Annotated in this window: 20 protein-coding genes; 11 read left to right on the top strand and 9 right to left on the bottom strand. The window is 71.6% G+C overall.

Translation table 11 applies throughout. The annotated features are described in order from the left end of the window. Positions 1–126 precede the first annotated feature (126 nt). A complete protein-coding gene (locus tag ACFVS9_RS14070; protein WP_389932032.1) occupies positions 127–1,800 on the top strand; it encodes an MFS transporter in 1,674 nt (557 codons plus the stop codon). A 50-nt stretch (positions 1,801–1,850) separates the two neighbouring features. Here ACFVS9_RS14070 and ACFVS9_RS14065 read toward each other — a convergent pair whose 3' ends face one another. The 3 genes from ACFVS9_RS14065 to ACFVS9_RS14055 all read right to left on the bottom strand — a co-directional run bounded on the left by ACFVS9_RS14065 (position 1,851) and on the right by ACFVS9_RS14055 (position 6,708). Continuing rightward, positions 1,851–2,432, bottom strand: coding sequence for an N-acetylmuramoyl-L-alanine amidase (locus ACFVS9_RS14065; RefSeq protein WP_383113817.1), 582 nt, complete (start codon positions 2,430–2,432; stop codon positions 1,851–1,853). A 104-nt stretch (positions 2,433–2,536) separates the two neighbouring features. Next, on the bottom strand, positions 2,537–3,826 hold the full coding sequence (locus tag ACFVS9_RS14060) for an SWF or SNF family helicase (RefSeq protein ID WP_389932030.1): 1,290 nt from the start codon (positions 3,824–3,826) through the stop codon (positions 2,537–2,539). Then, on the bottom strand, positions 3,823–6,708 hold the full coding sequence (locus ACFVS9_RS14055) for a DEAD/DEAH box helicase (protein WP_389932028.1): 2,886 nt from the start codon (positions 6,706–6,708) through the stop codon (positions 3,823–3,825). The genes ACFVS9_RS14060 and ACFVS9_RS14055 overlap by 4 nt, the downstream gene beginning before the upstream one ends. Before the next feature lie 258 nt (positions 6,709–6,966). Between ACFVS9_RS14055 and ACFVS9_RS14050 the strand changes: the two genes are divergently transcribed. The 3 genes from ACFVS9_RS14050 (at position 6,967) to ACFVS9_RS14040 (ending at position 8,849) form a co-directional block, all read left to right on the top strand. Next, the gene (locus ACFVS9_RS14050; RefSeq protein WP_389932026.1) at positions 6,967–8,031 is read left to right on the top strand and encodes a fatty acid desaturase family protein; all 1,065 of its coding nucleotides are present in this window, start codon (positions 6,967–6,969) and stop codon (positions 8,029–8,031) included. Positions 8,032–8,127: 96 nt separating this feature from the next. Beyond that, the gene (locus ACFVS9_RS14045; protein WP_327111752.1) at positions 8,128–8,310 is read left to right on the top strand and encodes a hypothetical protein; all 183 of its coding nucleotides are present in this window, start codon (positions 8,128–8,130) and stop codon (positions 8,308–8,310) included. Continuing rightward, the gene (locus ACFVS9_RS14040; RefSeq protein ID WP_389932077.1) at positions 8,307–8,849 is read left to right on the top strand and encodes an MOSC domain-containing protein; all 543 of its coding nucleotides are present in this window, start codon (positions 8,307–8,309) and stop codon (positions 8,847–8,849) included. Before ACFVS9_RS14045 ends, ACFVS9_RS14040 begins: the two co-directional genes overlap by 4 nt. Positions 8,850–8,937: 88 nt before the next feature. On the opposite strand, the gene ACFVS9_RS14035 is transcribed toward ACFVS9_RS14040, so the two are convergent. Next, complete coding sequence (locus tag ACFVS9_RS14035; protein ID WP_389932024.1) at positions 8,938–9,819, bottom strand: hypothetical protein; 882 nt, start codon at positions 9,817–9,819, stop codon at positions 8,938–8,940. 217 nt (positions 9,820–10,036) lie between these two features. Between ACFVS9_RS14035 and ACFVS9_RS14030 the strand changes: the two genes are divergently transcribed. Beyond that, on the top strand, positions 10,037–10,939 hold the full coding sequence (locus ACFVS9_RS14030) for an oxygenase MpaB family protein (RefSeq protein WP_389932075.1): 903 nt from the start codon (positions 10,037–10,039) through the stop codon (positions 10,937–10,939). Positions 10,940–10,963: 24 nt separating this feature from the next. Here the strand turns inward: ACFVS9_RS14030 and ACFVS9_RS14025 are convergent, their stop codons facing one another. Beyond that, the gene (locus ACFVS9_RS14025) at positions 10,964–11,563 is read right to left on the bottom strand and encodes a class I SAM-dependent methyltransferase (RefSeq protein ID WP_389932022.1); all 600 of its coding nucleotides are present in this window, start codon (positions 11,561–11,563) and stop codon (positions 10,964–10,966) included. Positions 11,564–12,037: 474 nt separating this feature from the next. Here ACFVS9_RS14025 and ACFVS9_RS14020 point away from each other — a divergent pair, with 474 nt between their 5' ends. The 4 genes from ACFVS9_RS14020 (at position 12,038) to ACFVS9_RS14005 (ending at position 14,940) form a co-directional block, all read left to right on the top strand. After that, a complete protein-coding gene (locus ACFVS9_RS14020; protein WP_389932073.1) occupies positions 12,038–12,424 on the top strand; it encodes a roadblock/LC7 domain-containing protein in 387 nt (128 codons plus the stop codon). A gap of 130 nt (positions 12,425–12,554) precedes the next feature. Beyond that, the gene (locus tag ACFVS9_RS14015) at positions 12,555–13,556 is read left to right on the top strand and encodes a DUF6397 family protein (RefSeq protein WP_389932021.1); all 1,002 of its coding nucleotides are present in this window, start codon (positions 12,555–12,557) and stop codon (positions 13,554–13,556) included. A 41-nt stretch (positions 13,557–13,597) separates the two neighbouring features. Further along, complete coding sequence (locus ACFVS9_RS14010) at positions 13,598–14,086, top strand: GNAT family N-acetyltransferase (protein ID WP_389932019.1); 489 nt, start codon at positions 13,598–13,600, stop codon at positions 14,084–14,086. 203 nt (positions 14,087–14,289) lie between these two features. Continuing rightward, positions 14,290–14,940: an LAETG motif-containing sortase-dependent surface protein gene (locus ACFVS9_RS14005; RefSeq protein WP_389932018.1), complete on the top strand. Its 651-nt coding sequence runs from the start codon at positions 14,290–14,292 to the stop codon at positions 14,938–14,940. A gap of 337 nt (positions 14,941–15,277) precedes the next feature. Here ACFVS9_RS14005 and ACFVS9_RS14000 read toward each other — a convergent pair whose 3' ends face one another. Beyond that, positions 15,278–17,368 carry a SpoIIE family protein phosphatase gene (locus ACFVS9_RS14000; RefSeq protein ID WP_389932016.1) on the bottom strand — a complete coding sequence of 697 codons (2,091 nt, stop codon included), beginning with the start codon at positions 17,366–17,368 and terminating at the stop codon, positions 15,278–15,280. Positions 17,369–17,547: 179 nt separating this feature from the next. On the opposite strand from ACFVS9_RS14000, the gene ACFVS9_RS13995 reads away from it, so the two are divergent. Beyond that, positions 17,548–18,606: an enoyl-CoA hydratase/isomerase family protein gene (locus ACFVS9_RS13995; protein ID WP_389932014.1), complete on the top strand. Its 1,059-nt coding sequence runs from the start codon at positions 17,548–17,550 to the stop codon at positions 18,604–18,606. A gap of 430 nt (positions 18,607–19,036) precedes the next feature. Here the strand turns inward: ACFVS9_RS13995 and ACFVS9_RS13990 are convergent, their stop codons facing one another. The 3 genes from ACFVS9_RS13990 to rhaI form a co-directional block, all read right to left on the bottom strand. Next, complete coding sequence (locus tag ACFVS9_RS13990) at positions 19,037–20,518, bottom strand: rhamnulokinase family protein (protein ID WP_389932012.1); 1,482 nt, start codon at positions 20,516–20,518, stop codon at positions 19,037–19,039. 82 nt (positions 20,519–20,600) lie between these two features. Then, entirely contained in the window at positions 20,601–22,646 is a 2,046-nt protein-coding gene (locus ACFVS9_RS13985; RefSeq protein ID WP_389932010.1) for a bifunctional aldolase/short-chain dehydrogenase, read from the bottom strand. 66 nt (positions 22,647–22,712) lie between these two features. Beyond that, a complete protein-coding gene (rhaI, locus tag ACFVS9_RS13980) occupies positions 22,713–23,879 on the bottom strand; it encodes an L-rhamnose isomerase (protein ID WP_389932008.1) in 1,167 nt (388 codons plus the stop codon). Positions 23,880–24,093: 214 nt separating this feature from the next. On the opposite strand from rhaI, the gene ACFVS9_RS13975 reads away from it, so the two are divergent. Then, positions 24,094–24,852 carry an ArsR/SmtB family transcription factor gene (locus ACFVS9_RS13975; RefSeq protein ID WP_383113802.1) on the top strand — a complete coding sequence of 253 codons (759 nt, stop codon included), beginning with the start codon at positions 24,094–24,096 and terminating at the stop codon, positions 24,850–24,852. Positions 24,853–24,884: the final 32 nt, after the last annotated feature.

Genomic DNA, 24,884 nt, shown 5'->3' with positions numbered 1-24,884 from the left:
CGAAACCCCCTGAGTCCGGATGCCCGTGCGCCCGTCGGAAGATCGATTGGCGGTGGTGTCACCCCCGTCCTAACGTCGATGAGTGAACGTTTCCGTGCTCCGCCGACGTGTCCGGCACCTCACGCCATGACTGAATCCCGAGCGAAGTCCTCGCCGATTGCCGGATCCCCGAAGCGGGGACACGGCAAGGGAATCGCGCTGCTCGTGATCGCCTCGTGCCAGCTCATGGTGGTTCTCGACATCACCATCGTGAACATCGCGCTGCCGCACATCCAGAGCGCCCTCGGCTTCTCGACCGAGAGCCTGTCGTGGGTGATCAACGCCTACACCCTGACCTTCGGCGGGCTGCTCCTGCTGGGAGGCAGGCTCGGCGACATCCTCGGGCGCCGCAGGGTCTTCATGTTCGGCGTCCTGCTCTTCGTCCTGGCCTCCCTGCTGGGCGGCCTCTCGCAGGAGTCGTGGCAACTGCTCGCCGCGCGGGCGTTGCAGGGCGTGGGCGGTGCCATCGCCTCGCCGACCGCGCTCTCCCTCATCACGACGACCTTCAGCGAAGGTCCGGAGCGCAACCGTGCCTTCGGCGTGTTCGCCGCGGTGTCCGCGGGCGGCAGCGCGATCGGCCTGCTCGCGGGCGGCGTGCTCGTGGAGTGGCTCGACTGGCGCTGGGTGTTCTTCGTCAACGTGCCCATCGGCCTGCTGATCGCCGCCTCGACGCCCCGCCACATCAAGGAATCCGAACGGCATCCCGGGCACTTCGACGTACTCGGCGCGTTCACGTCCACCCTCGGCATGGTGATGCTCGTCTACGGCTTCATCCGGGCATCCGAGGACGGCTGGACCAACGGTCTCACCCTCGGGGCCTTCGGCGGCGCCGTGGTGTTCCTCCTCGTGTTCCTGACGGTCGAGCGCCGGTCGCAGCAGCCCATCACGCCCCTGCACATGTTCCGCGACCGCAACCGCGCCGGTGCCTACGGGATGATGCTGAGCCTGGCCGCGGCGATCTTCGGCATGTTCTTCTTCCTGACCCTCTTCGTGCAGGACATCCTCGGTTTCAGCCCGCTGCGGGCCGGCCTGGCCTTCCTGCCGATCAGTGTGATCATCGCCATCGGCGCGACGCTGGCCTCCCGGCTGCTGCCCAGATGGGGACCCAAACCCTTCCTGGTGGTGGGTGCCCTCCTGGCGGCGAGCGGGCTCAGCTGGCTCACCCTGACCGATGCAGACAGCACCTATCTGGGCAGCATCCTCGGACCCATCCTGGTGTTCGGCTCCGGCATGGGCATGCAGTTCGTCTCCCTGACCCTGATGGCGGTCTCGGGTGTCGCGCCGAGAGAGGCCGGCGCCGCGTCGGGTGTCCTGAACGCCACCCAGCAGGTGGGCGGCTCACTGGGCCTGTCCATCCTGGTCACGGTGTTCGGGACGGCCAGCCGCAACGAGGCGAAGGACCAGATCCCCCACTTCCTCGCCGAGGCGACCCCAGCCCAGCGGCTGGCGTTCCGCAGGACGGGCACGCTCCCGGCACCCTGGGGCGACCAGGTGCTCGCCTCCGGTGTCTCCACCGCGTTCATCGTGGCCGCCGTGTTCTCCGGCATCGCGGCGCTCATCGCCGTGTTCGTCATCCAGGTCCGCTCCTCCGACCTGGAGCGCCTGCGGGGCGGAGGGGCGGCCGGGATGCCGATGGCAGGCGGAGACGCACCGGCCGACCCCGGCGGGGGCGGGGGCGCCCCGGCCGGCGGCGGCGCGCGTGACGCCGCGCAGCCGAGGCCGGAACGCGACGGGGGCGACGCCTCCCCGCCACCGGGGTAGGCCGGCGCACGGACGGGCGGAGCTGTCGGCCGCCCCCAAGCGACCCTGTCTCAGGCGAGGTTGACGAGGCGGATGTAGCGCACCCAGTCCCAGTTCACCCCTGGGTCGGTGTGGTCGCTGCCGGGCACCTCGTGATGGCCGATGATGTGCGCACGGTCCTTGGTCAGCCCGTAGCGGTCGCAGATGTCCGCCGTGAGCCTCGCCGACCGCTCGTACATGGCGTGGGTGAAGTACGACGGCTGGTCCACCCAGCCCTCGTGCTCGATGCCGATGCTGCGGGTGTTGTAGTCCCAGTTCCCCGCGTGCCAGCCGATGTCCCGCTCACGTACGCACTGGCCGACGAAGCCGTCCCCCGAGCGCACCACGTAGTGGGCGGAGACCTGTTTGGCCGGATTCTGGAAGATGCCGATCGTCTCGGTGAACGTCTGCTGGGCGACGTGGATGACGACCCGGTCGACCGGATAGGCCGAAGGGCGGCTCGACACCGTGTAGTTGGAGGCGGACGCGGGGAACCACTGCGCCGTGGGGTAGTCCGTGTCCGCCGTCGGCGCCGCCACGGCGCGTGCCGAGGCGGGCAGCAGGGCCGCGGCGGCCGTGACCGCGGCACCCTGAAGAATCCGTCTGCGCTGCATGAGCACTCCTCTGCCTGGGACGTGGTCCGGTCTACGGCACTACCACGCGCGGCCCCGCCGCGCGGTTCCGTGCGGCCGCGAACCGTGCGTGGTGGTAACCCGGTTCAGGAGCCGGACAGTACTCCGGCCAGCGCGGCCGCAGGGTCGTCCTCCGCGGGCCCGGCCGGAACCCAGCGGCCCCGCTCCTTGACGTACGGCCACCACCGCCCGTCGTGCCCGTACCGCAGCTGCGCGCCCGAACCGGTCACGGTCCAGCGGTTGCCGGCCGCGCGGAGCCGGGGGCCCTCGCCCGTCTCCCACGCCGCCGCGAGCTGCGCCCGCGCCCGGGCGAGTTCGGCCGGGCCCGGCCGCCACTCCTCGGCGTGTACCGCCAGTGCCGCCGCCCCGCCGAACCGCCAGGCCCGCACCGCGACGTCGAGATCCGCCGGGCCGCATCCGGCGGCCGTGGCGAGACGCGCCGCGAGCCGGGTGCCGGGCCGCCCGTCGGCGGCGAGCCGTACCGCGTCCTGATCCGGTGTCAGCACCGCTGCCCACGGCTGCTGTCCGTGGCCGGCGGCGAGTGCCTCCGCCAGCAGGGCGTGCGCGCGCACGGCGCTGTCCGCCGCCAGGAACTCCAGTGCCGACGGGTCGACACCGGCAGGATCCGTCTCCGTGTCCAGCGACGGCGGAGTCCCCGGCCCGGAGGGCAGGGGAGGGGGAGGCGGCAGCGGAGGAAGGATGTCGCGCGCCGCGTACGCCTCGTCGGCCCGGACCCCGCGCGCCGACGGCCCGCGGGCCGCGTCAGCCGCTTGCGCGCCGCCCCCCGGACCACCGGCCGCCCTCGCCGCGCTGCGCACCTGCAACTCGTCCAGGAGCCGGCGTTCGTCGCGTCCCCGCAGCAACAGCAGCACGAAGGGATCCTGGTCGAGCAACCGCGCCACCTGGTAGCACAGGGCGCCCGAGTGCGGGCAGTGGTCCCAGGCCCCGCAACCGCACTCGGGCTCCAGGTCGCCGATTCCCGGCAGCAGATCGAGACCGGCCGCGGCCGCGTCCTCCACCAGGTGCGGTGGCATCTCCCGGTCCAGCAGGGCCGCGATGTGGCCGGAGCGCTCGGACGCCATGTCCAGGAAGCGGTCCCATTCCTCCTCGCCCATCTCCTGGAGCAGCACATCACTGCGGTACGCCGTCGAGTCCGGGTCCTGGACGACCGCGGTGAGCCGGCCGGGCCGCACCGAGACCGCACCGACCCTCCCCTCGCGGGCGAGCTTGCGTCCCTTCTTGAGCTGCGCGCCGTCGAGCGCCGTGTCCTCCAGCGCCTTGAGCCACGCCCGGCCCCACCACGACGAGGCGAATCCGCGGCCCTGCGCGGGCGGCAGCGCCGCGAAGATCCGCTCCGGTCCGTACTTCTCGTTCATCCTGCTCCCCCTCGGAGTTCGACCAGCTCGGCCAGTTCCGCGTCGCTCAGTTCCGTCAGAGCCGCCTCGCCGCTGCCGAGCACCGCGTCCGCGAGCCCCTGCTTCCGGGCGAGCATGGCGGCGATCCGGTCCTCGACGGTCCCCTCGGCGATGAGCCGGTGCACCTGCACCGGCTGGGTCTGCCCGATCCGGTAGGCACGGTCGGTGGCCTGCGCCTCCACGGCCGGATTCCACCAGCGGTCGAAGTGCACGACATGACCCGCGCGGGTGAGGTTGAGCCCGGTGCCCGCGGCCTTGAGGGACAGCAGGAACACGGGCGCCCCGCCCGACTGGAAGCGCTCCACCATGGTCTCCCGTTCGGCGACCGGCGTGCCTCCGTGCAGGAACTGCGTGGGGATTCCGCGCGCCGCCAGGTGCTGTTCCAGCAGCCGCGCCATCCTCACGTACTGGGTGAACACCAGCACGCCGGCGTCCTCGGCGAGGATCGTGTCCAGCAGTTCGTCCAGCAGCTCCACCTTCCCCGAGCGGCCCACGATCCGCGGATCGTCCTCCTTGAGGTACTGCGCCGGGTGGTTGCAGATCTGCTTCAGCGCCGTCAGCAGCTTCATGACCAGGCCGCGTCGTGTGAGACCGTCCGAGCCGGAGATCTCGTCGAGCGTCTCGCGCACCACGGCCCCGTACAGACCGGCCTGCTCCGGCGTGAGCGGGACGGCGCGGTCGGTCTCCGTCTTCGGCGGCAGCTCCGGTGCGATCCCGGGGTCGGACTTGCGCCGCCGCAGGAGGAACGGGCGGACCAGTGAGGCCAGCCGTTCGGCCGCGCCCGGGTCGCCGCCGCCCTCCACCGCGTTCGCGTAGCGGGTACGGAACGCACCGAGGCGCCCGAGGAGCCCCGGGGTCGTCCAGTCGAGGATCGCCCACAGCTCGGAGAGGTTGTTCTCCACCGGGGTACCGGTCAGGGCGACGCGGGCCCGCGCGCCGATGGTGCGCAACTGCCTGGCGGTCGCCGAGTGCGGGTTCTTGACGTGCTGCGCCTCGTCGGCGACGACCATGCCCCAGGACGCCTGGGCCAGCCGTGCGGCGTCGAGACGCATCGTGCCGTAGGTCGTGAGGACGAACCCGCCGTCCGCCAGGCCCTCCAGGGAACGTGTCCCGCCGTGGAAGCGGCGTACCGGTGTGCCCGGGGCGAACTTCTCGATCTCCCGCTGCCAGTTGCCCATCAGGGAGGTGGGACAGACCACGAGCGTGGGCCCCGCGGCCGATGCGACTCCCTGCCGGTGCAGGTGGAGGGCGATCAGCGTGATGGTCTTGCCGAGCCCCATGTCGTCGGCGAGGCAGCAGCCGAGGCCGGTGGAGGTCATGGTGTGCAGCCAGTTCAGCCCACGCAGCTGGTAGTCGCGCAGATTCGCGTGGAGTGCTTCCGGCTGCCCGACCGCCCCGCGGTCCCCCGACCCGGGATCGGCGATCCTCTCCCTCAGCTGTTCCAGCCAGCCCGTCGCGGCCACTTCCACCCGGTGGCCGTCCACGTCGGTGGTCCCGGTCAGCACGGCCCCCAGCGCGTCGATGGGGGTGACCTTGCGGTCCCGGGTCTCCCGGGCGCGCCGGGCGTCCTGCGGGTCGACGAGCACCCACTGGTCACGGAGCCTGACCAGAGGCCTGCCGGCCTCGGCCAGCCGGTCGAGCTCCGCCCGGCTCAACTCCTGGCCGCCCAGGACGAATCCCCAGTCGAACGCCAGGAGCGCGTCGGCCGACAGGAAGGACGGCACGGCGGACCCGGCCCGTCCGGCAGCTCTGGTGCCGTCGTCCCGCGGGCCGATCACCGCGCGCGCCGTGAGCTTCCCCGACAACTCCCTGGGCCAGTGCACCTGGACACCCGTCGCCGCGAGCGCCGCTGCCGCCCCGCCCAGCAGTTCCGCGACCTCCTCGTCGGCGGGCTCGACCGCGTCCGGGACCGCGGCGGACAGCAGGGGGGCCAGCGGTGGCCAGGCGCGGGCGGCACGCCGCAGCGCGAGCAGTGCGTCCATGCGGGCTCTGGGCCCGAACAGCCCGGCCGCGGGGGAGCGGTGGGCCCACACGTCGGCCGCGTCGGCGACCAGAGCGGGGTCCTGGACGCTGTGGATCTGCAGGACCGCGCGGAACGAGGGCGCGTCCGTCTCGTGCCCCTCCGCCCCCTCCATCCCTTCCGGCCCGTCGAGGCCCGAGACCTCGACGCGCAGGGACAGTCGTACCCCCGCGTCGTGGCCCGCGGCGATATCGGCGGCCCACGGCCGCAGCCCGGGCAGGTGCTGTGCGGTGCGGGCGGCGAACGCCGGTGTGCCCGTGACGCGTTCGGCCGCCGGGGTGCGGGGCAGCCCGTCCACCACCGCGTCGATGAACGACCGCAGCAGCGACTCGGGCTCGGCCAGCATCACCGGGCGGGCGTCGGCGTCGAGCGGAACCGCGTGTGCCTCGGGCGGCATGGAGGCGGCCAGCACCCGGATCCGCTCGAGATCGTCCGAGGCCAGGGGGCCGGCACGCCAGGCGTCGTGGTTCATGGCGCTCAGACCCGGCAGCAGCAGCCCACGTGCGACGAGTTGGAGCGCGAGAACGCCGGCCGCACCCCAGAAGGCGGCCGAAGGGGAGGCCTGGGCGTCCGCCCGGGCCCGTGTCAGGAGAGGCAGCGCGTCCCGCACGGGCACCGTCGACGCAGGGACCGTACGAGGGCGGACGTCGCTCCCGACGACCGTCAGTTCCGACGGACTCCCTGGATCACCGGGAGGAGTGCTACCGTCCGCATTCCAGAACGCGATCAGGCCGGTACGGGCCGGATCCGCGGGGAGGAAGACTGCGGAGCAGCGGGACAGTTGAGAGATCTCGTTGGGTGTTGCCGCAGGGAGCCTGTGCACAGCGATGTCAGATTCCTCAAATTTGACTAGTGAGCCCGGGGTCGCCGAGGGTACTCCATCCACGGCCCGTTCCGGGAGAAACGCACAGTGACCCACCTCACTCGTTTCTGCCTTCTGAAGCCTGGGGTACAGCCCGCACCACCACCGGACACGGGGGATTTCCCCCGCACGGCCGGGGTGATGGCGCCATGGCTCCCCCAGGCCCGCTCTCCGTACGTTTGACGAGGTCAGCGCAGATGCCCAGAAACCGGAGACGTCATGCCCCAGGCGGCAGCAGCCACCGTCGCGCAGCACACCAGCGACGGATCGGAGAGGTCCGGGAGCCCCCAGGCCCCCGGAAGTGATTTCGCACCGCTCCTGAAGGCCGTCAGGGGGCAGGGACTGCTGGAGCGGCGCACCGGCTGGTACGCGGTGGGGATCACCGCCAACCTGACCGCTCTCGGCGTCGTGACCGCCGGCATGGTCCTCCTCGGGGACACCTGGTGGAACCTGTTCCTCGCCCTGCCGCTGGCGGTCCTCTGGACCCGCACGGCCTTCTTCGGCCACGACGCGGGCCACGCACAGATAACCGGCGACCGCAAGGCCGGCCGGATCGTCGGTCTCGTCCACGCCAACCTCCTCCTGGGCATGAACGAAGCCTGGTGGAACGACAAGCACGTACGTCACCACGCCAATCCGAACCACATAGACAAGGACCCGGACGTCGGGGTCGGTGCCCTGGTGTGGACCCAGAAGCAGGCCGCCCAGCGTGAGGGGTTCGCCCGCCGGCTCACCCGTAACCAGGCGCGGCTCTTCTTCCCGATGCTGCTCCTCGAAGGCATCGCCCTCAAGATCTACGGCTTCCAGTACCTGCGACGGCAGCCGGTCCGCGAGCGCGCACTGTCCGGCCTGCTGCTCGTCACCCACCTGGGGCTGTACGCCGCGCTGCTCCTGGGTGTCATGTCCCCGGGCAAGGCCGTCGTCTTCGCCCTCGTGCACCATGCGCTGTTCGGTCTCCACCTGGGCATGGCCTTCGCGCCGAACCACAAGGGCATGGAGATGCCCGACCCCGACGGTGACCGCTGGGGCCATCTGCAACGCCAGGTCCTGACCTCGCGCAACGTGCGGGGCGCGTTCCTCACCGACTGGCTCCTGGGCGGCCTGAACTACCAGATCGAGCACCACCTCTTCCCGAGCATGCCCCGCCCCCACCTGCGGCTGGCCCAGCCGATGGTGAAGGCGCACTGCGCGTCGATCGGGATGCCGTACGCGGAGACGGGCATCGTCGAGTCCTACCGGCAGGCGCTGCGGCACATGCACGAGGTCGGCGAGCCCCTCCGGTAGTCCGCCGAGGGGAATGTGCCGCTCGGCCGGAACGGATGAGGACGCACAAGCGTTCACCCACCAGGAGCGGCTTCGGCCGCGAAGGAGGCACGGATCATGTCGAACGGTGCAAAGATCGCCATCGGGGGAGTCGTCGCGGCAGTCGTCCTGATTCCGTTCATCGGATTCTGGTGGTCGCTGCTGGTCCTCATCGGGGTACCCACCGTCGGGTACCTCATGCTCGACCCGTCGCAGCGGCGCAGGCTGCGCAGGATCGGCCGCAAGGAGATAGGACGCTGAACGGCACAGTCACCGCGGTGAGCAGCAACGACGTGTACTCCTTCACCAAGCCGAACAGGGACGCCATCACGCTCCTGGCCGGACTGGGTGTGAAGGGTGACGTCCACGCCGGTGTCACGGTGAAACACCGCTCCCGGGTCGCCCAGGACCCGACGCAGCCCAATCTGCGCCAGGTCCACCTCATCCACCAGGAGCTCTTCACCGAGCTCGGAGGAGCGGGGTTCGAGGTCGGCCCGGGAGACCTCGGGGAGAACGTCACCACCGGCGGAATCGATCTCCTCTCCCTCCCCGTGGGCACGCTGCTCCACCTCGGCGGCGGTGCCGTCGTCGAGGTGACCGGCCTGCGGAATCCCTGCCTGCAGATCGACCACTTCCAGGACGGCCTGCTCAAGCAGGTCGTGGGGCGTGCCGACGACGGCACCGTCTTCCGCAAGGCCGGAATCATGGGCGTCGTCAGGACCGGCGGTACGGTGCGGCCCGGTGACGTCATCAGGACGGAGCTGCCCGCGGAGCCGCACCGCCCACTGGAACGCGTGTAGTACACACACGGACCGGATGTACGGTCCGGGGCCGAGGCGGGCACCCTCCGGGGCGTTCCGCACGGTGCCCGGACCGTTCCGGTCGTGGTCAGGACGGCCGGACAGCGAGTGCGTCGAGGGACCGCAGCAGTCCTGGCAGTTCCGGACCGCGGCCGACCGTCATGACGTCGCCCGGCTCCTCGTCCAGCAGGATGAAGGCGATGTCGTCGGTCCTGGCCACCAGCGACCATCCGGGGCCGTCGGCCCGCAGGGTGCGGGCCCCGCCGGGGGCGAACGCGGAGCGTATCCGGCCGGGTGGGGGCGGTGAGCCCACGTAGGCGCGGGCGGCTTCGAGCGCCCGCCGCACACCGGGGTGCTTCCCGGTCCCGGCGGATCGCGCCGAGGCCCCGTCCGGACCGGGACCGCTGCGAGTGCCGTCGGCCGGAGCCCCGTCGTCCGGTCCGGGCCCACCGGGCGGGCCGAACGCCGTCGCGTCGTCGACCTGCCCCCGCCACTGCGCCCACCGGAGAGCTATCTCGTCCGCGCCGAGGCGCCGCTGCGCAGGCCCCCAGACGTCGGTGTCCGGAGGCGTCAGGGCCGCCGGACCGTCGCCGCCGGGATCGGGCAAGGGATCGTGGGGCGCGGGAACACCCGGCGCGGCCACGGCCAGTGCGAGCGGCCATCCGGGAAGCGCGCAGACCACCGAGCGGTCGTCGGGCGACAGGTCGTACTCCATCCCGCAGTCCCACGAGGCGATGGCGACCGCCACCAGCGAGACGTCCTCGACGACCACCGTCCAGCGGGCGCCGCCGCTGTCCTGGCCGAGTACGAGGCCGTAGCCATCGGCGTACGGCTCGAGGCCGCCGAGCGCGGCGCACGCGGCCACGTAGTCGTCGCCGAGCACGCTGGGGAACTGCGCGGGCGTCAGCAGCACCGCCGTCAGCACGAACAGCGCGTCGTCATCGGCGACCGTGTCGTCCGTCCCGGCCACAGCACCCACCTCATCCCTCGTACCTGGTCCCTCGGTCCGTCGGCGCACCTTAACTACTCGGTAACCTCCTCGTCGAGGCCCTGACAAGCGGCAACCAGCGCGTCCGCGTGCGGGCACGGTCGGTCCCGTGCCCGTGCCACGGCACTCCTCGTACGGTGGTCCGCGCGGACCCGGCCCCCGTAGGGTGGTGGCTCCGGCCGACGAGGGGGACAGCACGGTGAAGCGGTTCGAACGCCTGAAGGAGATCCAGCGCCTCGACCCGGAGCGGGACTTCCTGGAGATCTATCGCCTCACCGTGACCTACGAGTTCCCCTGGGACGTCACCCGCGCCCTCGAACTCGCCCTGTACCGCACGTACGCCGTACCCAGCATCGGCCGACTGCTCGCGGAGACGGCCGAACTGACGGAACGCCCGCAGAAGAGGTACGACGACACCGCTCTCCTCCTCGACACCGTCGTGGAGCACGGATTCGACAGCGAGGCGGGCCGTACGGCGGTCCGGCGGATCAACCGGATGCACCGCAGTTACGACATCAGCAACGACGACATGCGCTACGTGCTGTGCACCTTCGTCGTCACCCCCAAGCGCTGGCTCGACACGTACGGCTGGCGCAGACTGTCCGACCACGAACTGCGCGCCTTCGCCGCGTACTACCGCACCCTCGGCGACCGCATGGGCATCCAGGACGTACCGCGTACGTACGAGGACTTCGAGCAGGTCCTGGACTCCTACGAGGACGAACACTTCGGGTGGGACCCGGGCGCCCGCGCGGTCTCTGACGCCACACTCGGCCTCATGGGCTCCTGGTACCCGCGCCCGCTCGCGCCCGTGGTACGCAGGGCCGGCCTCGCCCTGCTCGACGACTCGCTGCTGACGACGTTCCGCTACCGGCGGCCGGGCCCCGTGGCCCGGGGGCTGACGCGGGGCGCCCTGCGGCTGAGGGCCCGCGCCGTACGCCTCCTGCCACCGCGCTCCACCCCCCGGTACGCGCGCCAGAACCCCGAGATCAAGGGCTACCGGGACGGTTACGACGTGGCCCGGCTCGGCACGTTCCCCACCCCGGGCGTGCGCGGCTGCCCCGTGGCGCACGGACGGCCCTCCGATGCCACGGCCGAGTGAGACGGGACGGGACGCCCCGGCGGCTCAGCTGGTCCGAACGGCGAGCGCCAGGAAGCGGCTGTCCTCGTCGGTGTAGGACTCCAGTCGCCATCCCGCGTCCGCCAGCAGCGGCCCCAGACGCGGCTCGGCCCTCAGGTCGTCGCCGGAGAGCACCCGGCCGTGCCGCGCGGCGAGCGCGGCCCGCCCGAGGGGATGGAACAGGGCGAGCCGGCCGCCCGGGCGCACCACCCGGGCCAGCTCGCGGAGCCCGTCCTCCGGGTGAGCGAGATGAGAGATCAGCCCGGCTGCGAAGACGGCGTCCAGAACTCCGGCACGCAGCGGAAGCCGTGCGGCGTCGGTGAGCAGCAGGGCGCCGCTCGAACCCCTTCCCGCCCGTTCCGCGGCATCCAGCATCGCTGGCGTCAGATCGGCCCCGATCACCCTTCCGCCGGGGCCGACCGCCGTACGCAGCGCCGGCAGCGCCCGCCCCGTCCCGCAGCCCGCGTCGAGCACGGTGCCGCCCGGACGAAGGCCCAGCTGTCCGACGGCGTCGGCGTAGGCGGGGCCGTCATCGGGGAAGCGGCTGTCCCAGCCGGCCGCCCGTGCGGAGAAGAAGTCCTGGACGTGTGCGTGGTCGTCGGCCATAGGGACATGATCGCGCAGTCCGCCCCCCTGGGCTGCGCCCCGGGAGACGGCGTTCCGGGCTCCGTGGTGCGGCTTGGCATCGCGGCCCCAGGCTTCCGGCCGGCCGGGACCCGCGTCCGTGGCCGCGTGAAGGTGCTCACCGAACGGAGGTTCCGATCCGCACGGCCGGCGGACGGCGGGACGCACGACGATCGGCTCGGCCGGGGGACGCCAGGACGCACGACGCGGCGCCTCGACCCGGCGTTCCCGAAGTACCCGGTGTGGGGCAGGGCAAGGAGCAAGGTGCGGTCCCGCGCGCACGAGCTCACGGACCGGTCTTCCGTGCCAAGTCGCACGCCGAGCAGCCCACTTCGCGGGGGCGCCGCCCGTGGCGCGAAGCAACGCCCCCGGAGGGAGGAGGCGCTTGCCCGCAGCGGAGCGGTGCGCAAGGCTTGCGCGGAACGCGGGGAACAGATGAACGGGGAGGACGAGCACATGGCGCTGGACCGGGGACTTGACTGGCTCCTTGACGATCTCACCAGCAGGGTGGAGCACATCCAGCACGCGCTGGTGCTGTCGAACGACGGGCTCGTGACGGGGGCGAGCACGAGCCTGGCGCGGGAGGACGCGGAGCACCTGGCGGCCGTCTCGTCGGGGCTGCAGAGCCTGGCCCGCGGGTCGGGGCGTCACTTCGGGGCGGGGAAGGCGCGCCAGACCATGGTGGAGTTCGACGAGGCGATGCTCTTCGTGACGGCGGCGGGGGACGGCAGCTGCCTGTGCGTGCTCACGGCGGCCGAGGCGGACGTCGGCCAGGTCGCCTACGAGATGACTCTCCTGGTCAACCGCGTGGGTGAGCACCTAGGGGTCACGGCACGGCAGTGAGCTGAAGGCGCTGACAGCATCTGACCTGCTCCCTTGTCGTAGCTGAGAGTTATCCACAGGCTCAGCAGACGCCTCCTCCCCGGGCTACCGTGGTCACACAGAGTATTCGACCGCACGGGGGAGGACGATCATGGCTGTCGAGGAAGCCACTCGCACGCAGGCGGCGGCGCCGCTGTCCGCAGGGCGCGCCGCTCAGGAACTGACGCTCAGGCGCGGCGAATTCGACCTCGCCGTCCACCTGGGGCTGATCGTCGCGGGGCCGGCGGCGGGCGGGGCGAGGCCGCGGATCGCCCGGCAGGAGATCGAGCGGCTGCGGGCCCTGCCCGGCTTCCCCGAATCCCTCCAGGACCAGGTGCGCACGGCGGGGACGGCGGAAGGCGCCACACTGCTCGGAGTCAGCCCCGCGCGCTTCACCGGGCTGGCTCGTGTCGGGTGTGTCGTACCGGTGGCGTTCTACCTGAACCGCTACCGCGCCGTGGTCTGGCTCTATCTGGTGGACGAGCTCCTGGCCTTTGCCGCGAGGGAGCCCGACCTGATCACGGGGAAGAGCCCGGCCGGGATGCGGACCATGCTGGAGGCCGGAATCGACTGGCGTGCGCGGAATTGGCGTTCACGCAGGATCGACCGGTTGCTGAGCCGCGCGGAGGACTCGTGGGTGCGCGCCGCCTTGCAGGCGTCAGCGCTGGATCCAGTGCAGCTCGGGGAGGTGGTGGACGACCCCTACGAGCGCGCCTATCTGGTGCGTATGCAGCCGGATTCCGCCTTCGGACGTCCGGGATCCGTGTCCGGGAGGGAAGCCATGGCGAGGCTGATGGCCGCGGACGATCCGGACGAAATCCTGTGGCGCCGGGTGAATCTGACGCTGGAGCTGGAACGGGCACGCGAGGTCCGGACCGCTCCCCGCCCGGGATGCGACCCGCGCCCGCTCCATGCCGGACCGGCCGCGTACCGGTGGAAGTCCGAGGGGCGGACGGGGGAGGGGCGGTTGCGGGACGGGCCGCCGTCGGACGCCGGGCGGAAGGCGGTCGGGCAATCCGGCGCGCCGGTCCGCGGCCCCCTGGCGCGGCTCGGCCCCATGCGGCGGCTGCTCGCCAGGACGGGGCTGTTCGGGCCGGGGAGCAGAGCGCGCTAAAGCCATTGCGCACCTCCGCCCGCCCTGTCATCTTGGCCTCCATGTTGATCAGAGAGGCCACCGAGAAGGACTGGCCCGCCATCTGGCCGTTCTTCCGCGCGATCGTCGCCGCGGGGGAGACCTTCACCTATCCCATGGACCTGGGGCATGACCAGGGGCAGGCCTGGTGGCTCATCGAGGAACCGGGCCGCACGGTCGTCGCGGTCGACGAGGCAGGCGCCGTCCTCGGCACGGCCAAGATGAACACGAACCACATGGGCAACGGCTCGCACATCGCAAGCGCCAGCTACATGGTCGCCCCGGAACACTCCGGCCGTGGCGTGGGCAGGGCCCTGTGCGAGTACACCGTGGACTGGGCGCGTACGGCGGGATATCGGGCCATGCAGTTCAACGCCGTGGTAGAGACGAACACCCACGCCGTCCGGCTGTACCGGTCCCTCGGTTTCGAGGTCATAGGGACCCTGCCCGAGGGGTTCCACCATCCGTCAGAAGGCTATGTGGGGCTCCACATCATGTACAAGCGTCTCTGAAGTCTCCCTCACCCGCTGCCGGAGCGCTTGTGAGCCAGTGGCTTCCGGCCATCCTGGCGTGTCCGTCATGTCACAAGTAGCGGTGATGTGAGCATGGTTGGCGCATCGTCGAGCTATGGGGCGGGTGCACCCTCCTGGGACGCGGGGCAGTACTGTGCGCCCCACCGCCATCTCGGCGGTGTACTCATATGGAGGAAGATTCCATGACCATACCCAGGAGATCGTGGCGTGGCGCGGGAACATTCGCGGCCGCCGCGGTAGTCGGCCTGGCAGGCGGGGTCCTCTCCGCCGGTCCGGCCGCAGCTCACACCCCCACCTGGGCTGTGACCTGCTCCGAGGTGACGCTCAACCTCACGGCCTACTCGAGCAAGGCCACCAACGAGGTGACCGTCTCCGTCGTCGGCGGCGACGACCTGCTTGCCACGACCCAGTTCGGCCGTGAGTTCAGCACGAAGACCCCGCTGCAGCTCCCGAAGCACGACAAGGAGCTGACCGTCCGCCTCGTCGTCAAGGCCGGGGACGACGACAAGTACTCCTTCGAGGGTACGAAGACCGCTCCGGTGTGCGAGGGCGAGGCCGAGACCCCCGCTCCCACCCCGACCGAGGAGACCCCTTCGGAGGCCCCGAGCACGGAGCCGCCCGCCTCGGAGACCCCCGAGCCGAGCGCGACGCCGAGCGAGACCGCCACGGAGGCCGCGCCTGCCCCCGCGGAGTCCAGCAGCAGCACGCCGGACCTGGCCGAGACCGGTTCGTCGTCCGCCACGCCCGTCATCGGTGGAGCCGCTCTCGCGGTTCTGCTCGCCGGCGGCGGCATCCTGTGGTCCGTGCGTAAGCGCCGCAGCGTGCAGCACTGACGCCTTCGAACCACTCCGGCCCGCCGTCGCGCAGGTGACGGCGGGCCGGGCGGGGGCGCATCGCATCTCTTGCGGTGCGCCCCCGCGGCGTTCCACGGCGGCGACTCGCCGTGCGGGCTTCCCGGGCCTCGGTTTCCATGGCAACGACTGTGTCGTGCGGTTCTCTCCAGGACCTGGGTATCCACGGCAGCGACTTCGCCGTGCGCGTTCTCTCCTCGGCGTTACCCGGCATGACCTGGGCGTTCCTGGGCATCGGCTTCGCCGTGCGGGTCCCCCGGGGCCTCGGCGGCATCGTGGCGCCCTTCCCCGCAGCGCGTCACAGGTGCGGCCCGAGGCATCAGGAAGCGGGGCCGATCTCGCACCAGACGGCCTTGCCCTCGCCGCGGGGTTCGATCCCCCAGCGCTCGGCCACCGCGTCGAGAAGCAGCAGACCACGCCCGGAGGTCGACGTCTCACCGGGAGTGCGGCGTCGCGGCCAGACGTTCGAGCGGTCCTGGACCGACAGCCGGACGCGCCGCACGGGTTCCGGCAGCACCTCCAGCGTCAGCACCGCCCCGCCCTCCGTGTGCAGCAGCACGTTGACGAGCAGCTCGCCGGTGACCAGCTCCGCGTCGTCCGCCAACGCCGCGAGGTCCCAGTTCGTCAGCGCCTGACGCACGATCGACCGGGCCTCGGAGAGCCCCTGCGGATCCGCCTGGTGGACGTACTGGTGCAGTCGGGGAGCCTGTGGCGACCCGAGGTCCGGGCTGCGGCGCAGGACCAGCAGCGCCACGTCGTCCCCCGAACCCCACTTCTCCCACAGCCGGTCCGAGAGATGGTCGGCCAGGGCTTCCGCTCCGTCGGGCCCGTCTCCCACCTCGTGGATCAACGCGGCGACCCCCGAGTCGACATCGGCCCCCGGTTCCTCGACGAGCCCGTCGGTGTACAGCACCAGGGACTCACCGGGCACCAGATCGAGGCGGGTCTCCGGATACTCCTCGTCCTCGAAGTCCGACGAGATCCCCAGCGGCAGACCGCCGCGGACCTGCGGGACTCCGACCCGGCCGTCGGTGTGCCTGATCAGCGGCCCGAAGTGTCCGGCGCGTGCCACCCGCACCGCCCCCGTGGCGAGATCCACCTGCGCGTACGTCGACGTCGCGAACCGGTCGGTGTCCAGCTCCGCGAGGAAGCGGGACGCCCGCGCCAGCACGGTCGCCGGGGGATGCCCCTCGGCGGCGTACGCGCGCAGGGCGATCCGCAGCTGGCCCATGATCGCCGCGGCGTGCGTGTCGTGCCCCTGCACGTCACCCACCGCGACCCCGATCCGGCCCCTGGGAAGCGTGATCACGTCGTACCAGTCGCCGCCGACCTCGCGCCCGCTCCACGCGGCGTGATAGCGCACGGCGATCTCGCCGCCCTCGATCTCCTGGATCCGCCGGGGGAGCATCGCCGACTGGAGCCCCCTGGCGAATTCGCGTTCCTCGTCGAAGAGCATGGCCCGTTGCAGCGACTGCGCCACGATGGCGGCCAGCCCCAGGCACAGGATCCGCTCGTCCGCGTTGAACACCGTGCGGTCGCGGTAGAAGAGCGCGAGCCCGCCCAGCGAGCGGGCCTGCGCTATCAGCGGAAGGTAGGCGACCGCGTGGAAGTTCAGCTCGCCGATGTGCGGTTCCAGCACCGGATACCGCCGGATCAGCGATCCGAGTGAGGTGATGAACCGGGGGCGTCCGCTGAGGATCGTGTCCCCGAGGGGGAGCGTCGCGTCGAGCTGCCCCGAGCCCAGGCCCTCCAGGACCTCCACCGAGTCCCCGCTCAGCGTGACGATCCTGAGCGAGGAGTCCTCCACCAGCCCGAGCGCCAGTCCGTCGGCGCCGATACCCACCAGGCCGCCCGGGCCCGTGAGCGCGGCGGTGACGTCGTCCACCGTGACCGCGCGTGACATCGCGGCGGTGGTGCGTTCGACGATGCTGGTCTGACGGCGCCGCCGCTTTTCCATGTCCAGGACGAAGGCCGAATGGGTGACCTCGGCCGTCGCGTCCCGCACCACGCCGACCACACGGTGCGCCCGGCCGTCCTCGGACCGCAGGATCCGCGCCTGGACATGCGTCCACTGGCGGGTCCCGTCCTCCAGGGGTACCTGGAAATGGACGCTGTAGGAACTGCTGCCGCCGGAGATCGCCTCCTCGATGGTGGTCTCCAGGCGTGTCCGGTCCGTCGCGTCCAGCCGGTCGAACACGGCCGCGGGAGCCGCGTGGAAGGCCGCGGTGTCCATGCCGAAGACCAACAGGCCCGCCTCGTCGACGTCCACGGTCCGGGCGTCGAGATCCCATTCGAAGCTGCCGGTCCGGTTCAGGGCGAGGCGCTCCGCGACCCCGATCCGGCCGTCGCGGCGGTGTTCGAGCGGGAGCCACGCCGCCGCGTCGTCAGCGTCCCTTGAAGAGTCGGTCATCCCTGCTCCGGAGGTCGTCCGGCGGGGCTGCTGGACGTCGCGGCCCGTAGAGCCCCCATTGTCGAGCCCGCGATCCGGGAGTGCCACAGCGGCAGCACGGGAGACCCGGCGCCGGACCCGGGGGACGGGCGTCGCAGAATGGCACCCGGAGATCGTCCACGGATGACCGGAGCGCACACATGAACGACGACGAGCCCGTCCTGCTGCACACCGAGGGCCACATCCTGCACGTCACCCTCAACCGGCCGCGGGCCCTGAACGCACTCACCCACCCCATGGTCCGCCTCCTCGGCGAAGCCCTCACCCGGGCCGCCGCCGACGACACGGTCACCGCGGTCGTGGTCGACGGGGCCGGGGACCGGGGGCTCTGCGCGGGCGGCGACATCCGGTCGATCTACGAGGACGCCCGCGCCGGCCGCAGCGCGTCCGTGGACTTCTGGCGTGACGAGTACCGGCTCAACGCACAGATCGCCGCGTTCCCGAAGCCGTACGTGGCGCTCATGCACGGCATCGTGATGGGCGGCGGGGTGGGCGTGTCGGCCCACGGGGACGTGCGCGTCGTCACGGAGCGTTCCCGCGTCGCGATGCCCGAGACCTCGATCGGATTCGTCCCCGACGTCGGGGGAACGTACCTGCTGGCCGCGGCACCCGGTGAACTCGGCACCCACCTCGCACTCACCGGCCGGGCCGTCGGCGCGGCCGACGCCGTCCTGTGCGGTCTGGCCGATCACTTCGTCTCCTCCCGGCACCTCGCCGGCCTCACCGCCGAACTCGCCCGGAGCACGTCACCCGCGCAGGTGACGGACATCGTGCGGCGGTACGCGGCCGACGCCCCGGACGGAGAGCTGGCCGCCCAGCGCGCCTGGATCGACGAGTGCTACGCCGCCGGCACCGTCGAGGAGATCATCGACCGGCTCATGGACAGCGGACTGCCCGCGGCCAAGGAGACCGCGGCCGAACTCCTCGCCGTGTCCCCCACGGCGCTCAAGGTGACCCTGGCCGCCGTACGCCGGGCCAGGCGGCTCAGCAGCCTCGAAGCGGCTCTCGACCAGGAGTTCCGTGTCTCCTGCCGGTCCTTCCTCGGCCATGACCTGGTGGAGGGCGTGCGCGCACGGATCATCGACAAGGACCGCACCCCGCGGTGGAGCCCCGCCGCGACCGGGGACGTCACGGACGCCGAGGTGGCACGCCACTTCGAGCCGCTCGGCGACCAGGAGCTGGGTCTGTCGGCGGTCTGACCTCCGGGTGACCAGGAGCTGGGTCTGTCCGGGCCTGACTCCGGGTGACCAGGAGCTGGTCCGTCCGCGGCGTGACCTTGCGGTGGGGGCCGCCCGTCGCGGGCGGCCCGGTGCGCCACCACGGGCGCGCGGGGTAAACGCGGGTACGCGCCACGGGCGCGTGACGACACCCGGCCGCGCGTAAGACGCCCCTGGCACCGCCCTCCCCGGGACGCTGACCTGACCTGACCTGACCTGACCTGACCTGACCTGACCTGACCTGACCTGACCTGACCTGACCTGACCTTGACCTGGTCGGGGTCCGGGCCGGCCCCGGGCCCTGCGGCCCCGCCCCACGCGCAGTCACGCGCTGGCCCGGGGCCGCCCCGGTGCGTGGCGACGGTCCGGGCCCGCCGGCCGCCCTCCTCGGCGGAGAGGCGCCCGGGCCCGCCTAAGGCTGGGCCGTCAGCCGTTCCGCGGCCCGGTCCCAGGACCGCTGGTTCCCCCGTGGCACGTAGTGACGCAGCTCCTGGGTGCGGGCCACGAGGGCGCGTAGCTCGGGGAGCCCGCCCACCAGTCCGTGGGCCCGCGCCTGGAGGAGCACGTTGCCCAGCGCGGTGGCCTCGGCCGGGCCCGCGGTGACCGGCAGACCGGTCGCGTCGGCGGTCCACTGGCACAGGAGTTCGTTGCGCGAACCACCGCCGACCAGATGGATCCGGGTCAGGTCACGGCCCGCCAGCCGTGCCGCCTCGCGCAGCGTCCTGCGATGGGCCAGGGCCAGGCTCTCCAGTACGCACCGCACATATCCGCCGGGGCCCGCCGGGGCCGCCTGTCCGGTCCGGGCGAGGACCTCGTCGATCCGGGACGGCATGTCGCCGGGAGCCAGGAACACCGGATCGTCCGGGTCGATCACGGCGGCGAACGGCCGGGACCGCGCGGCGTCCGCGAGGAGCCCCGCGAGGTCCGTCGGCGTACCCCCGCGCTCCCACGTGCGGCGGCACTCCTCCAGCAGCCACATCCCCATGATGTTGCGGAGATAGCGCACCGTGCCGTCCACGCCGCGCTCATTGGTGAAGTTCGCGGCCCTCGACTCCTCGGTCAGCACCGGCGCGTCCAGTTCCAGACCGGCCAGCGACCAGGTGCCGCACGACACGTAGGCGAACCCCGGCTCGGTGGCGGGGACCGCGGCCACGGCCGAGGCGGTGTCGTGCGAGGCGACGGTCGTCACCGGGGTGTCCACGGGAAGGCCGGTGAACCCGGCCACGTGCGGAAGCAGGACGCCCGCTCGCGTGCCCGGCTCGCGCAGGGCGGGGAACAGCGAACGCTCCAGTCCCAGCCGCCCGGTCAGCGCGTCGGACCAGTCGCCGGTCCGCGCGTCGAACAGACCGGTCGTCGACGCGTTGGTCACCTCCGCACCCACCGTCCCCGTCAGCCAGTACACCAGCAGATCGGGCATCAGCAACACCGTCCGGGCCAGGGGCCACTGGGCCGAGGAACGGTGGGCGGCCAGCTGGAAGACCGTGTTGAACGGCAGGTGCTGCAGACCGCCGACGCCGTACAGCTCCTGCGCGTCGAAGCGCGCCAGGACCTCCTCGGCCGCGCCGGCGTTGCGTCCGTCGCGATAGTGGAAGGGGAGGCCGAGCAGCGAGCCGTCGGCGTCCAGGAGGCCGTAGTCCACGGCCCAGGTGTCGATGCCCACCGAGGCGACAGGGCCGCCGCGCGCGGCGGCGCGCAGCCCGTCCAGCATGCCCTGGTACAGGGCGAGCACGTCCCAGTGGAGCCCGTCGGGGAGCCGGACCGGTGTGTTGGCGAAGCGGTGCGCCTCGGTCAGCACCAGTTCGCCCGGGCCCACCCTGCCGGTGATCACCCGGCCGCTGGTGGCGCCCAGGTCCACCGCGGCGAACACCGGGTCGTGTCGTGAAGTCGCAGGCATGGAAATACTCATCCGATCCGGGCGAAGCCGCGCCCCGGTAGTTCACCGAACAGCGTCCGGGACGCGGCGTGGTGGTACGTGGTCAGCGCAGGAACGCCGCTGCCACACCGGCGTCGACCGGGATGTGGAGGCCGGTGGTGTGGGTGAGGTCCCCGCCCGTCAGTGCGAAGACGGCGTTGGCCACGTGCTCGGGAAGCACCTCGCGCTTGAGGATGGTGCGCTGGGCGTAGAACTCGCCCAGCTTCTCCTCCTCGATCCCGTAGGTCGCCGCGCGCTGGGCCCCCCAGCCCGCCGCGAAGATGCCGGAGCCCCGTACGACGCCGTCGGGGTTGACCCCGTTGACCCGGATCCCGTGCTCTCCGAGCTCGGCCGCCAGCAGGCGCACCTGGTGCGCCTGGTCGGCCTTGGTGGCCGAGTACGCGATGTTGTTCGGGCCCGCGAACACGGCGTTCTTGGACGCGATGTAGATGATGTCGCCGCCGAGGTTCTGGGCCCGCATCACCCGGGCCGCCTCACGGGACACCAGGAAGGAACCCCGGGCCATGATGTCGTGCTGGAGGTCCCAGTCCCGGGCCGAAGTCTCCAGCAGGGGCTTCGAGATGGAGATCCCGGCGTTGTTCACGACCAGGTCCACGCCACCGAAGGCCAGCGCGGCGGCCTTGAACGCCTCGACGATCTGCTCCTCGGACGTGACGTCCACGGTCACCGCGACGGCCTTGTCCGGGCCGCCGAGCTCCTCGGCGACGGCTGCGGCGTTCACGGCGTTCAGGTCCGCGACGACGACACACGCGCCCTCCGCGACGAGCCGGTGCGCGATGGCCTTGCCGATGCCCGACCCGGCGCCGGTGACGAGCGCCACCCGTGTGGCCAGGGCCTTCGCCTTCGGCATCCGCCGGAGCTTGGCCTCCTCCAGCTCCCAGTACTCGATGCGGAACTTCTCGGACTCCTCGATCGGCGCGTACGAGGACACGGCCTCGGCGCCGCGCATCACGTTGACGGCGTTGAGGTAGAACTCCCCGGCGACCCGGGCGGTCTGCTTGTCCTTGCCGAACGAGAACATCCCGACACCGGGCACCAGCACGATCGCCGGGTCGGCCCCGCGCATCGCGGGCGATCCGGGCACGGCGTGACGCTCGTAGTACGCGCGGTACGCCTCCCGGTACTCCTGGTGGAGCACCCCGAGCCGGGCCACCGCCTCCTCCAGCGGAGCGTCCGCCGGCAGGTCGAGGACCAGGGGGCTGACCTTCGTACGGAGGAAGTGGTCCGGGCAGGACGTGCCGAGAGCGGCGAGACGGGGGTGCTCGGCGCGTGACAGGAAGTCCAGTACGGGCGCCGCGTCGGTGAAGTGCCCCACCTGCGGGCGGTCGGTGGAGGCCAGCCCGCGGATCACGGGCGCGAGGGCCGCGGCCCGCTCACGCCGGGAGTCCTCCGCCAGCGCCTCCCGGCCCGGCAGGACGGCGCCGAAGGGCTCGGACCTGCCGTGCTCCTCGAGGAACGTCTCGGCCGTGCGGATCATCCAGAGGGCGTTGCGCTCGCACTCCTCGGAGGTGTCGCCCCAGGCGGTGATGCCGTGGCCGCCGAGGATCACACCGACCGCCCGCGGGTTGGCCGCCTTCACCGCCGCGATGTCGAGCCCCAGCTGGAAGCCCGGCCGGCGCCAGCCCACCCAGGCGACCTTGTCGCCGAAGCAGTCGGCGGTCAGCTTCTCGCCGTCGGCCGCGCAGGCCAGCGCGATCCCGGAGTCCGGGTGCAGGTGGTCGACGTGCGAGGCCTCGACCAGCGCGTGCATCGCGGTGTCGATCGACGGGGCGGCGCCCCCCTTGCCGTGCAGGCAGTAGTCGAACGCGGACACCATCTCGTCCTCGCGCTCCACCCCCGGGTACACGTCCTTGAGCGCCCGCACCCGGTCCAGCCGGAGCACGGCGAGACCGGCCTCGGTCAGCGTGCCGAGGTCGCCGCCCGAGCCCTTGACCCAGAGGAGTTCGGCCTCGGCACCGGTGACCGGGTCGGTCTCCGTCGCCTTGGCCGAGGCGTTGCCACCGGCGTAGTTGGTGTTGCGGGGGTCGGAGCCGATCCGGTGGGCGCGCTCCAGGAGCGCGGCGACTTCGGCGTGCGTCGCGGACGTCATGAGGGTTCCTTCGCGAAGAGGTGACGGGCGGGTGCGGCTGGACGTACGGAGACGGGGGAGCGGAGCTCAGGCGCCCCAGCCCGCCTGCTCTCCGCCGACCCGGTCGGCGGCGATGCGCTCCTGGTTGCCGGAGGCGAGGTAGGCCGCGAACGGGTCGCGTGCCAGGCCCATTTCCTCGCGGACATCGCCGAGCAGCGGTCGTACGTCCGTGTTGTAGGCGTCCATCAGCACACCGTTGGAGGCGAGGACGTCACCGGAGCGCTGAGCCCCGGCCAGTGCCTCGGCGTCGATCAGCAGCGCCTTCGCGGTCGCCTCCTGGACGTTGGTGACCGAGCGGATCACCGCCGGGATCTTGGCCTCAATGTTGTGGCACTGGTCGAGCATGAAGTTGACGTTGGTCGCGGCGTCGAGGCCGCCGTTCCTGACGACCTCGTGCATGATCCGGAACAGCTGGAACGGGTCGGCGGCTCCCGCCATGAGGTCGTCGTCGGCGTAGAAGCGGGAGTTGAAGTCGAACGCGCCCAGCTTCCCCTCGCGCAGCAGCAGGGCCACGATGAACTCGATGTTGGTGCCCGGCGCGTGGTGGCCGGTGTCCACGACGACCTGGGCCTTGGGACCGAGCTTGAGGCAGTGGGCGTACGCGGTGCCCCAGTCGGGGACGTCGGTGGTGTAGAAGGCCGGCTCGAAGAGCTTGTACTCGAGGAGCATCCGCTGGTCGTCGCCGAGCCGCTCGTAGACCTCGGCCAACGCCTCGGCCAGCCGGTCCTGGCGGCCCGCTATGTCGTCCTGCCCCGGGTAGTTGGTGCCGTCCGAGAACCACAGCTTGAGATCGGGGGATCCGGTCGCGTCCATGATGTCGACGCACTCGAGCAGGTGATCGGTGGCCTTGCGGCGGACCTTCGGATCCGGATGGGTCACCGAACCGAGCTTGAAGTCGTCGTCCTGGAAGACGTTGGAGTTGATCGCACCGATCCGCAGCCCGAGCTCCTCGGCGTACCGGGTCAGCGCCGGATAGTCCTCCACCTTGTCCCACGGAATGTGCAGCGACACCTTCGGGGCGACCCCCGTGTGGGCGTGCACCTGAGCCGCGTCCGCCAGCTTCTCGAACGGGTCGCGCGGTACACCGGGCTGGGCGAACACCTTGAAACGGGTTCCGGAGTTGCCGTAACCCCAGGAGGGCGTCTCGATGACCTGAGACTTCAGAGCTGCCTTGACGGCCGACACATCAGACATGAACACCTCGTAAGCAGAGTCATCCGGCGACCGGTCAGGATCGGGGATGTGAATCGTTTCATCCGGAACGTACGCTAAGTTTGGGCACTGCTGCTCGTCAAGCAGCTGGCAGGTTTCTTCTGGATTTGAATCAATTCATCGCCTCAGGTGAGGAGGCTCCCGACCCGGCCGCCGGCCTTGACAGGTGACCAAAAGGTCACCTATTTTCGACTGTATGGACGCGGTGTTCAAAGCTCTGGCGGACCCGACGCGGCGCGGTCTCCTCGACGAGCTGTTCCGTGAGGACGGGCAGACACTGAGTGCGCTGGAGGCCCGCTTCGAGATCACGCGGTTCGCGGTGATGAAGCATCTCAAGCAGCTGGAGGCGGCGGGCCTGGTCGTCACGCGGCGGCGGGGGCGGGAGAAGCTCCACTTCCTGAATCCGGTGCCCATCCGGCTCGTCCACGACCGGTGGGTGAGCAAGTACGCCGAGCCCTGGGCGGCCGGGCTCAGCGATCTCAAGAGCCGACTGGAGAGTCCCATGGAGAAGGTCTTCGAGATCTACATCCGCACCACTCCCGAGCGCCTCTGGGAGGCGATCACCGATCCTGAGATCAGGAGCAAGTACAACTTCGGCGCACGCGTCGTCTCGGACTGGACCCAGGGCTCACGCTTCGAGATGGGTGCGCCGGGCGCTCCCGGCTCGCTGGGTGAAGGGCACAACCTGGAGGTCGATCCGCCGCGCAAGCTCGTCCAGAGCATGGTGGCGCTCTGGAGCGACGAGGTGAGGAGCGAGGGTCCGACCCGGGTCACCTGGGAGATCGAGCCCGTCGGCGACTCCTGCCGACTGACCGTCACCCACGACGAGCTCCGCGAGGGAGCCGACGAGCAGCTGTACGGCGGCTGGCCGATGATCCTCTCCGGCCTCAAGACCTGGCTGGAGACGGGGCAGCTCCTCACCACCCCCGGCTCGCTGATGTACGGCGACCGGTAGCGGGCGGCCCACGCCCGGCGCGCGGTGCGGTG

The organism is Streptomyces sp. NPDC058008 (genome assembly GCF_042886395.1).
Taxonomy (GTDB): Bacteria; Actinomycetota; Actinomycetes; order Streptomycetales; family Streptomycetaceae; genus Streptomyces.
This window is presented reverse-complemented; position numbering and strand designations above follow the sequence as displayed.

Bases quoted from the DNA above. Each gene is read 5' to 3' on its own strand.
- ACFVS9_RS14015 (WP_389932021.1), top strand. From the start codon at position 12,555: ATGGCTGTCGAGGAAGCCACTCGCACGCAGGCGGCGGCGCCGCTGTCC.
- ACFVS9_RS14045 (WP_327111752.1), top strand. From the start codon at position 8,128: ATGTCGAACGGTGCAAAGATCGCCATCGGGGGAGTCGTCGCGGCAGTC.
- ACFVS9_RS14070 (WP_389932032.1), top strand. From the start codon at position 127: ATGACTGAATCCCGAGCGAAGTCCTCGCCGATTGCCGGATCCCCGAAG.
- ACFVS9_RS14020 (WP_389932073.1), top strand. From the start codon at position 12,038: ATGGCGCTGGACCGGGGACTTGACTGGCTCCTTGACGATCTCACCAGC.
- ACFVS9_RS14010 (WP_389932019.1), top strand. From the start codon at position 13,598: ATGTTGATCAGAGAGGCCACCGAGAAGGACTGGCCCGCCATCTGGCCG.
- rhaI (WP_389932008.1), bottom strand. From the start codon at position 23,879: ATGTCTGATGTGTCGGCCGTCAAGGCAGCTCTGAAGTCTCAGGTCATC.
- ACFVS9_RS14000 (WP_389932016.1), bottom strand. From the start codon at position 17,368: ATGACCGACTCTTCAAGGGACGCTGACGACGCGGCGGCGTGGCTCCCG.
- ACFVS9_RS13975 (WP_383113802.1), top strand. From the start codon at position 24,094: ATGGACGCGGTGTTCAAAGCTCTGGCGGACCCGACGCGGCGCGGTCTC.
- ACFVS9_RS14050 (WP_389932026.1), top strand. From the start codon at position 6,967: ATGCCCCAGGCGGCAGCAGCCACCGTCGCGCAGCACACCAGCGACGGA.
- ACFVS9_RS13995 (WP_389932014.1), top strand. From the start codon at position 17,548: ATGAACGACGACGAGCCCGTCCTGCTGCACACCGAGGGCCACATCCTG.
- ACFVS9_RS13990 (WP_389932012.1), bottom strand. From the start codon at position 20,518: ATGCCTGCGACTTCACGACACGACCCGGTGTTCGCCGCGGTGGACCTG.
- ACFVS9_RS14005 (WP_389932018.1), top strand. From the start codon at position 14,290: ATGACCATACCCAGGAGATCGTGGCGTGGCGCGGGAACATTCGCGGCC.
- ACFVS9_RS14025 (WP_389932022.1), bottom strand. From the start codon at position 11,563: ATGGCCGACGACCACGCACACGTCCAGGACTTCTTCTCCGCACGGGCG.
- ACFVS9_RS14065 (WP_383113817.1), bottom strand. From the start codon at position 2,432: ATGCAGCGCAGACGGATTCTTCAGGGTGCCGCGGTCACGGCCGCCGCG.
- ACFVS9_RS14060 (WP_389932030.1), bottom strand. From the start codon at position 3,826: ATGAACGAGAAGTACGGACCGGAGCGGATCTTCGCGGCGCTGCCGCCC.
- ACFVS9_RS13985 (WP_389932010.1), bottom strand. From the start codon at position 22,646: ATGACGTCCGCGACGCACGCCGAAGTCGCCGCGCTCCTGGAGCGCGCC.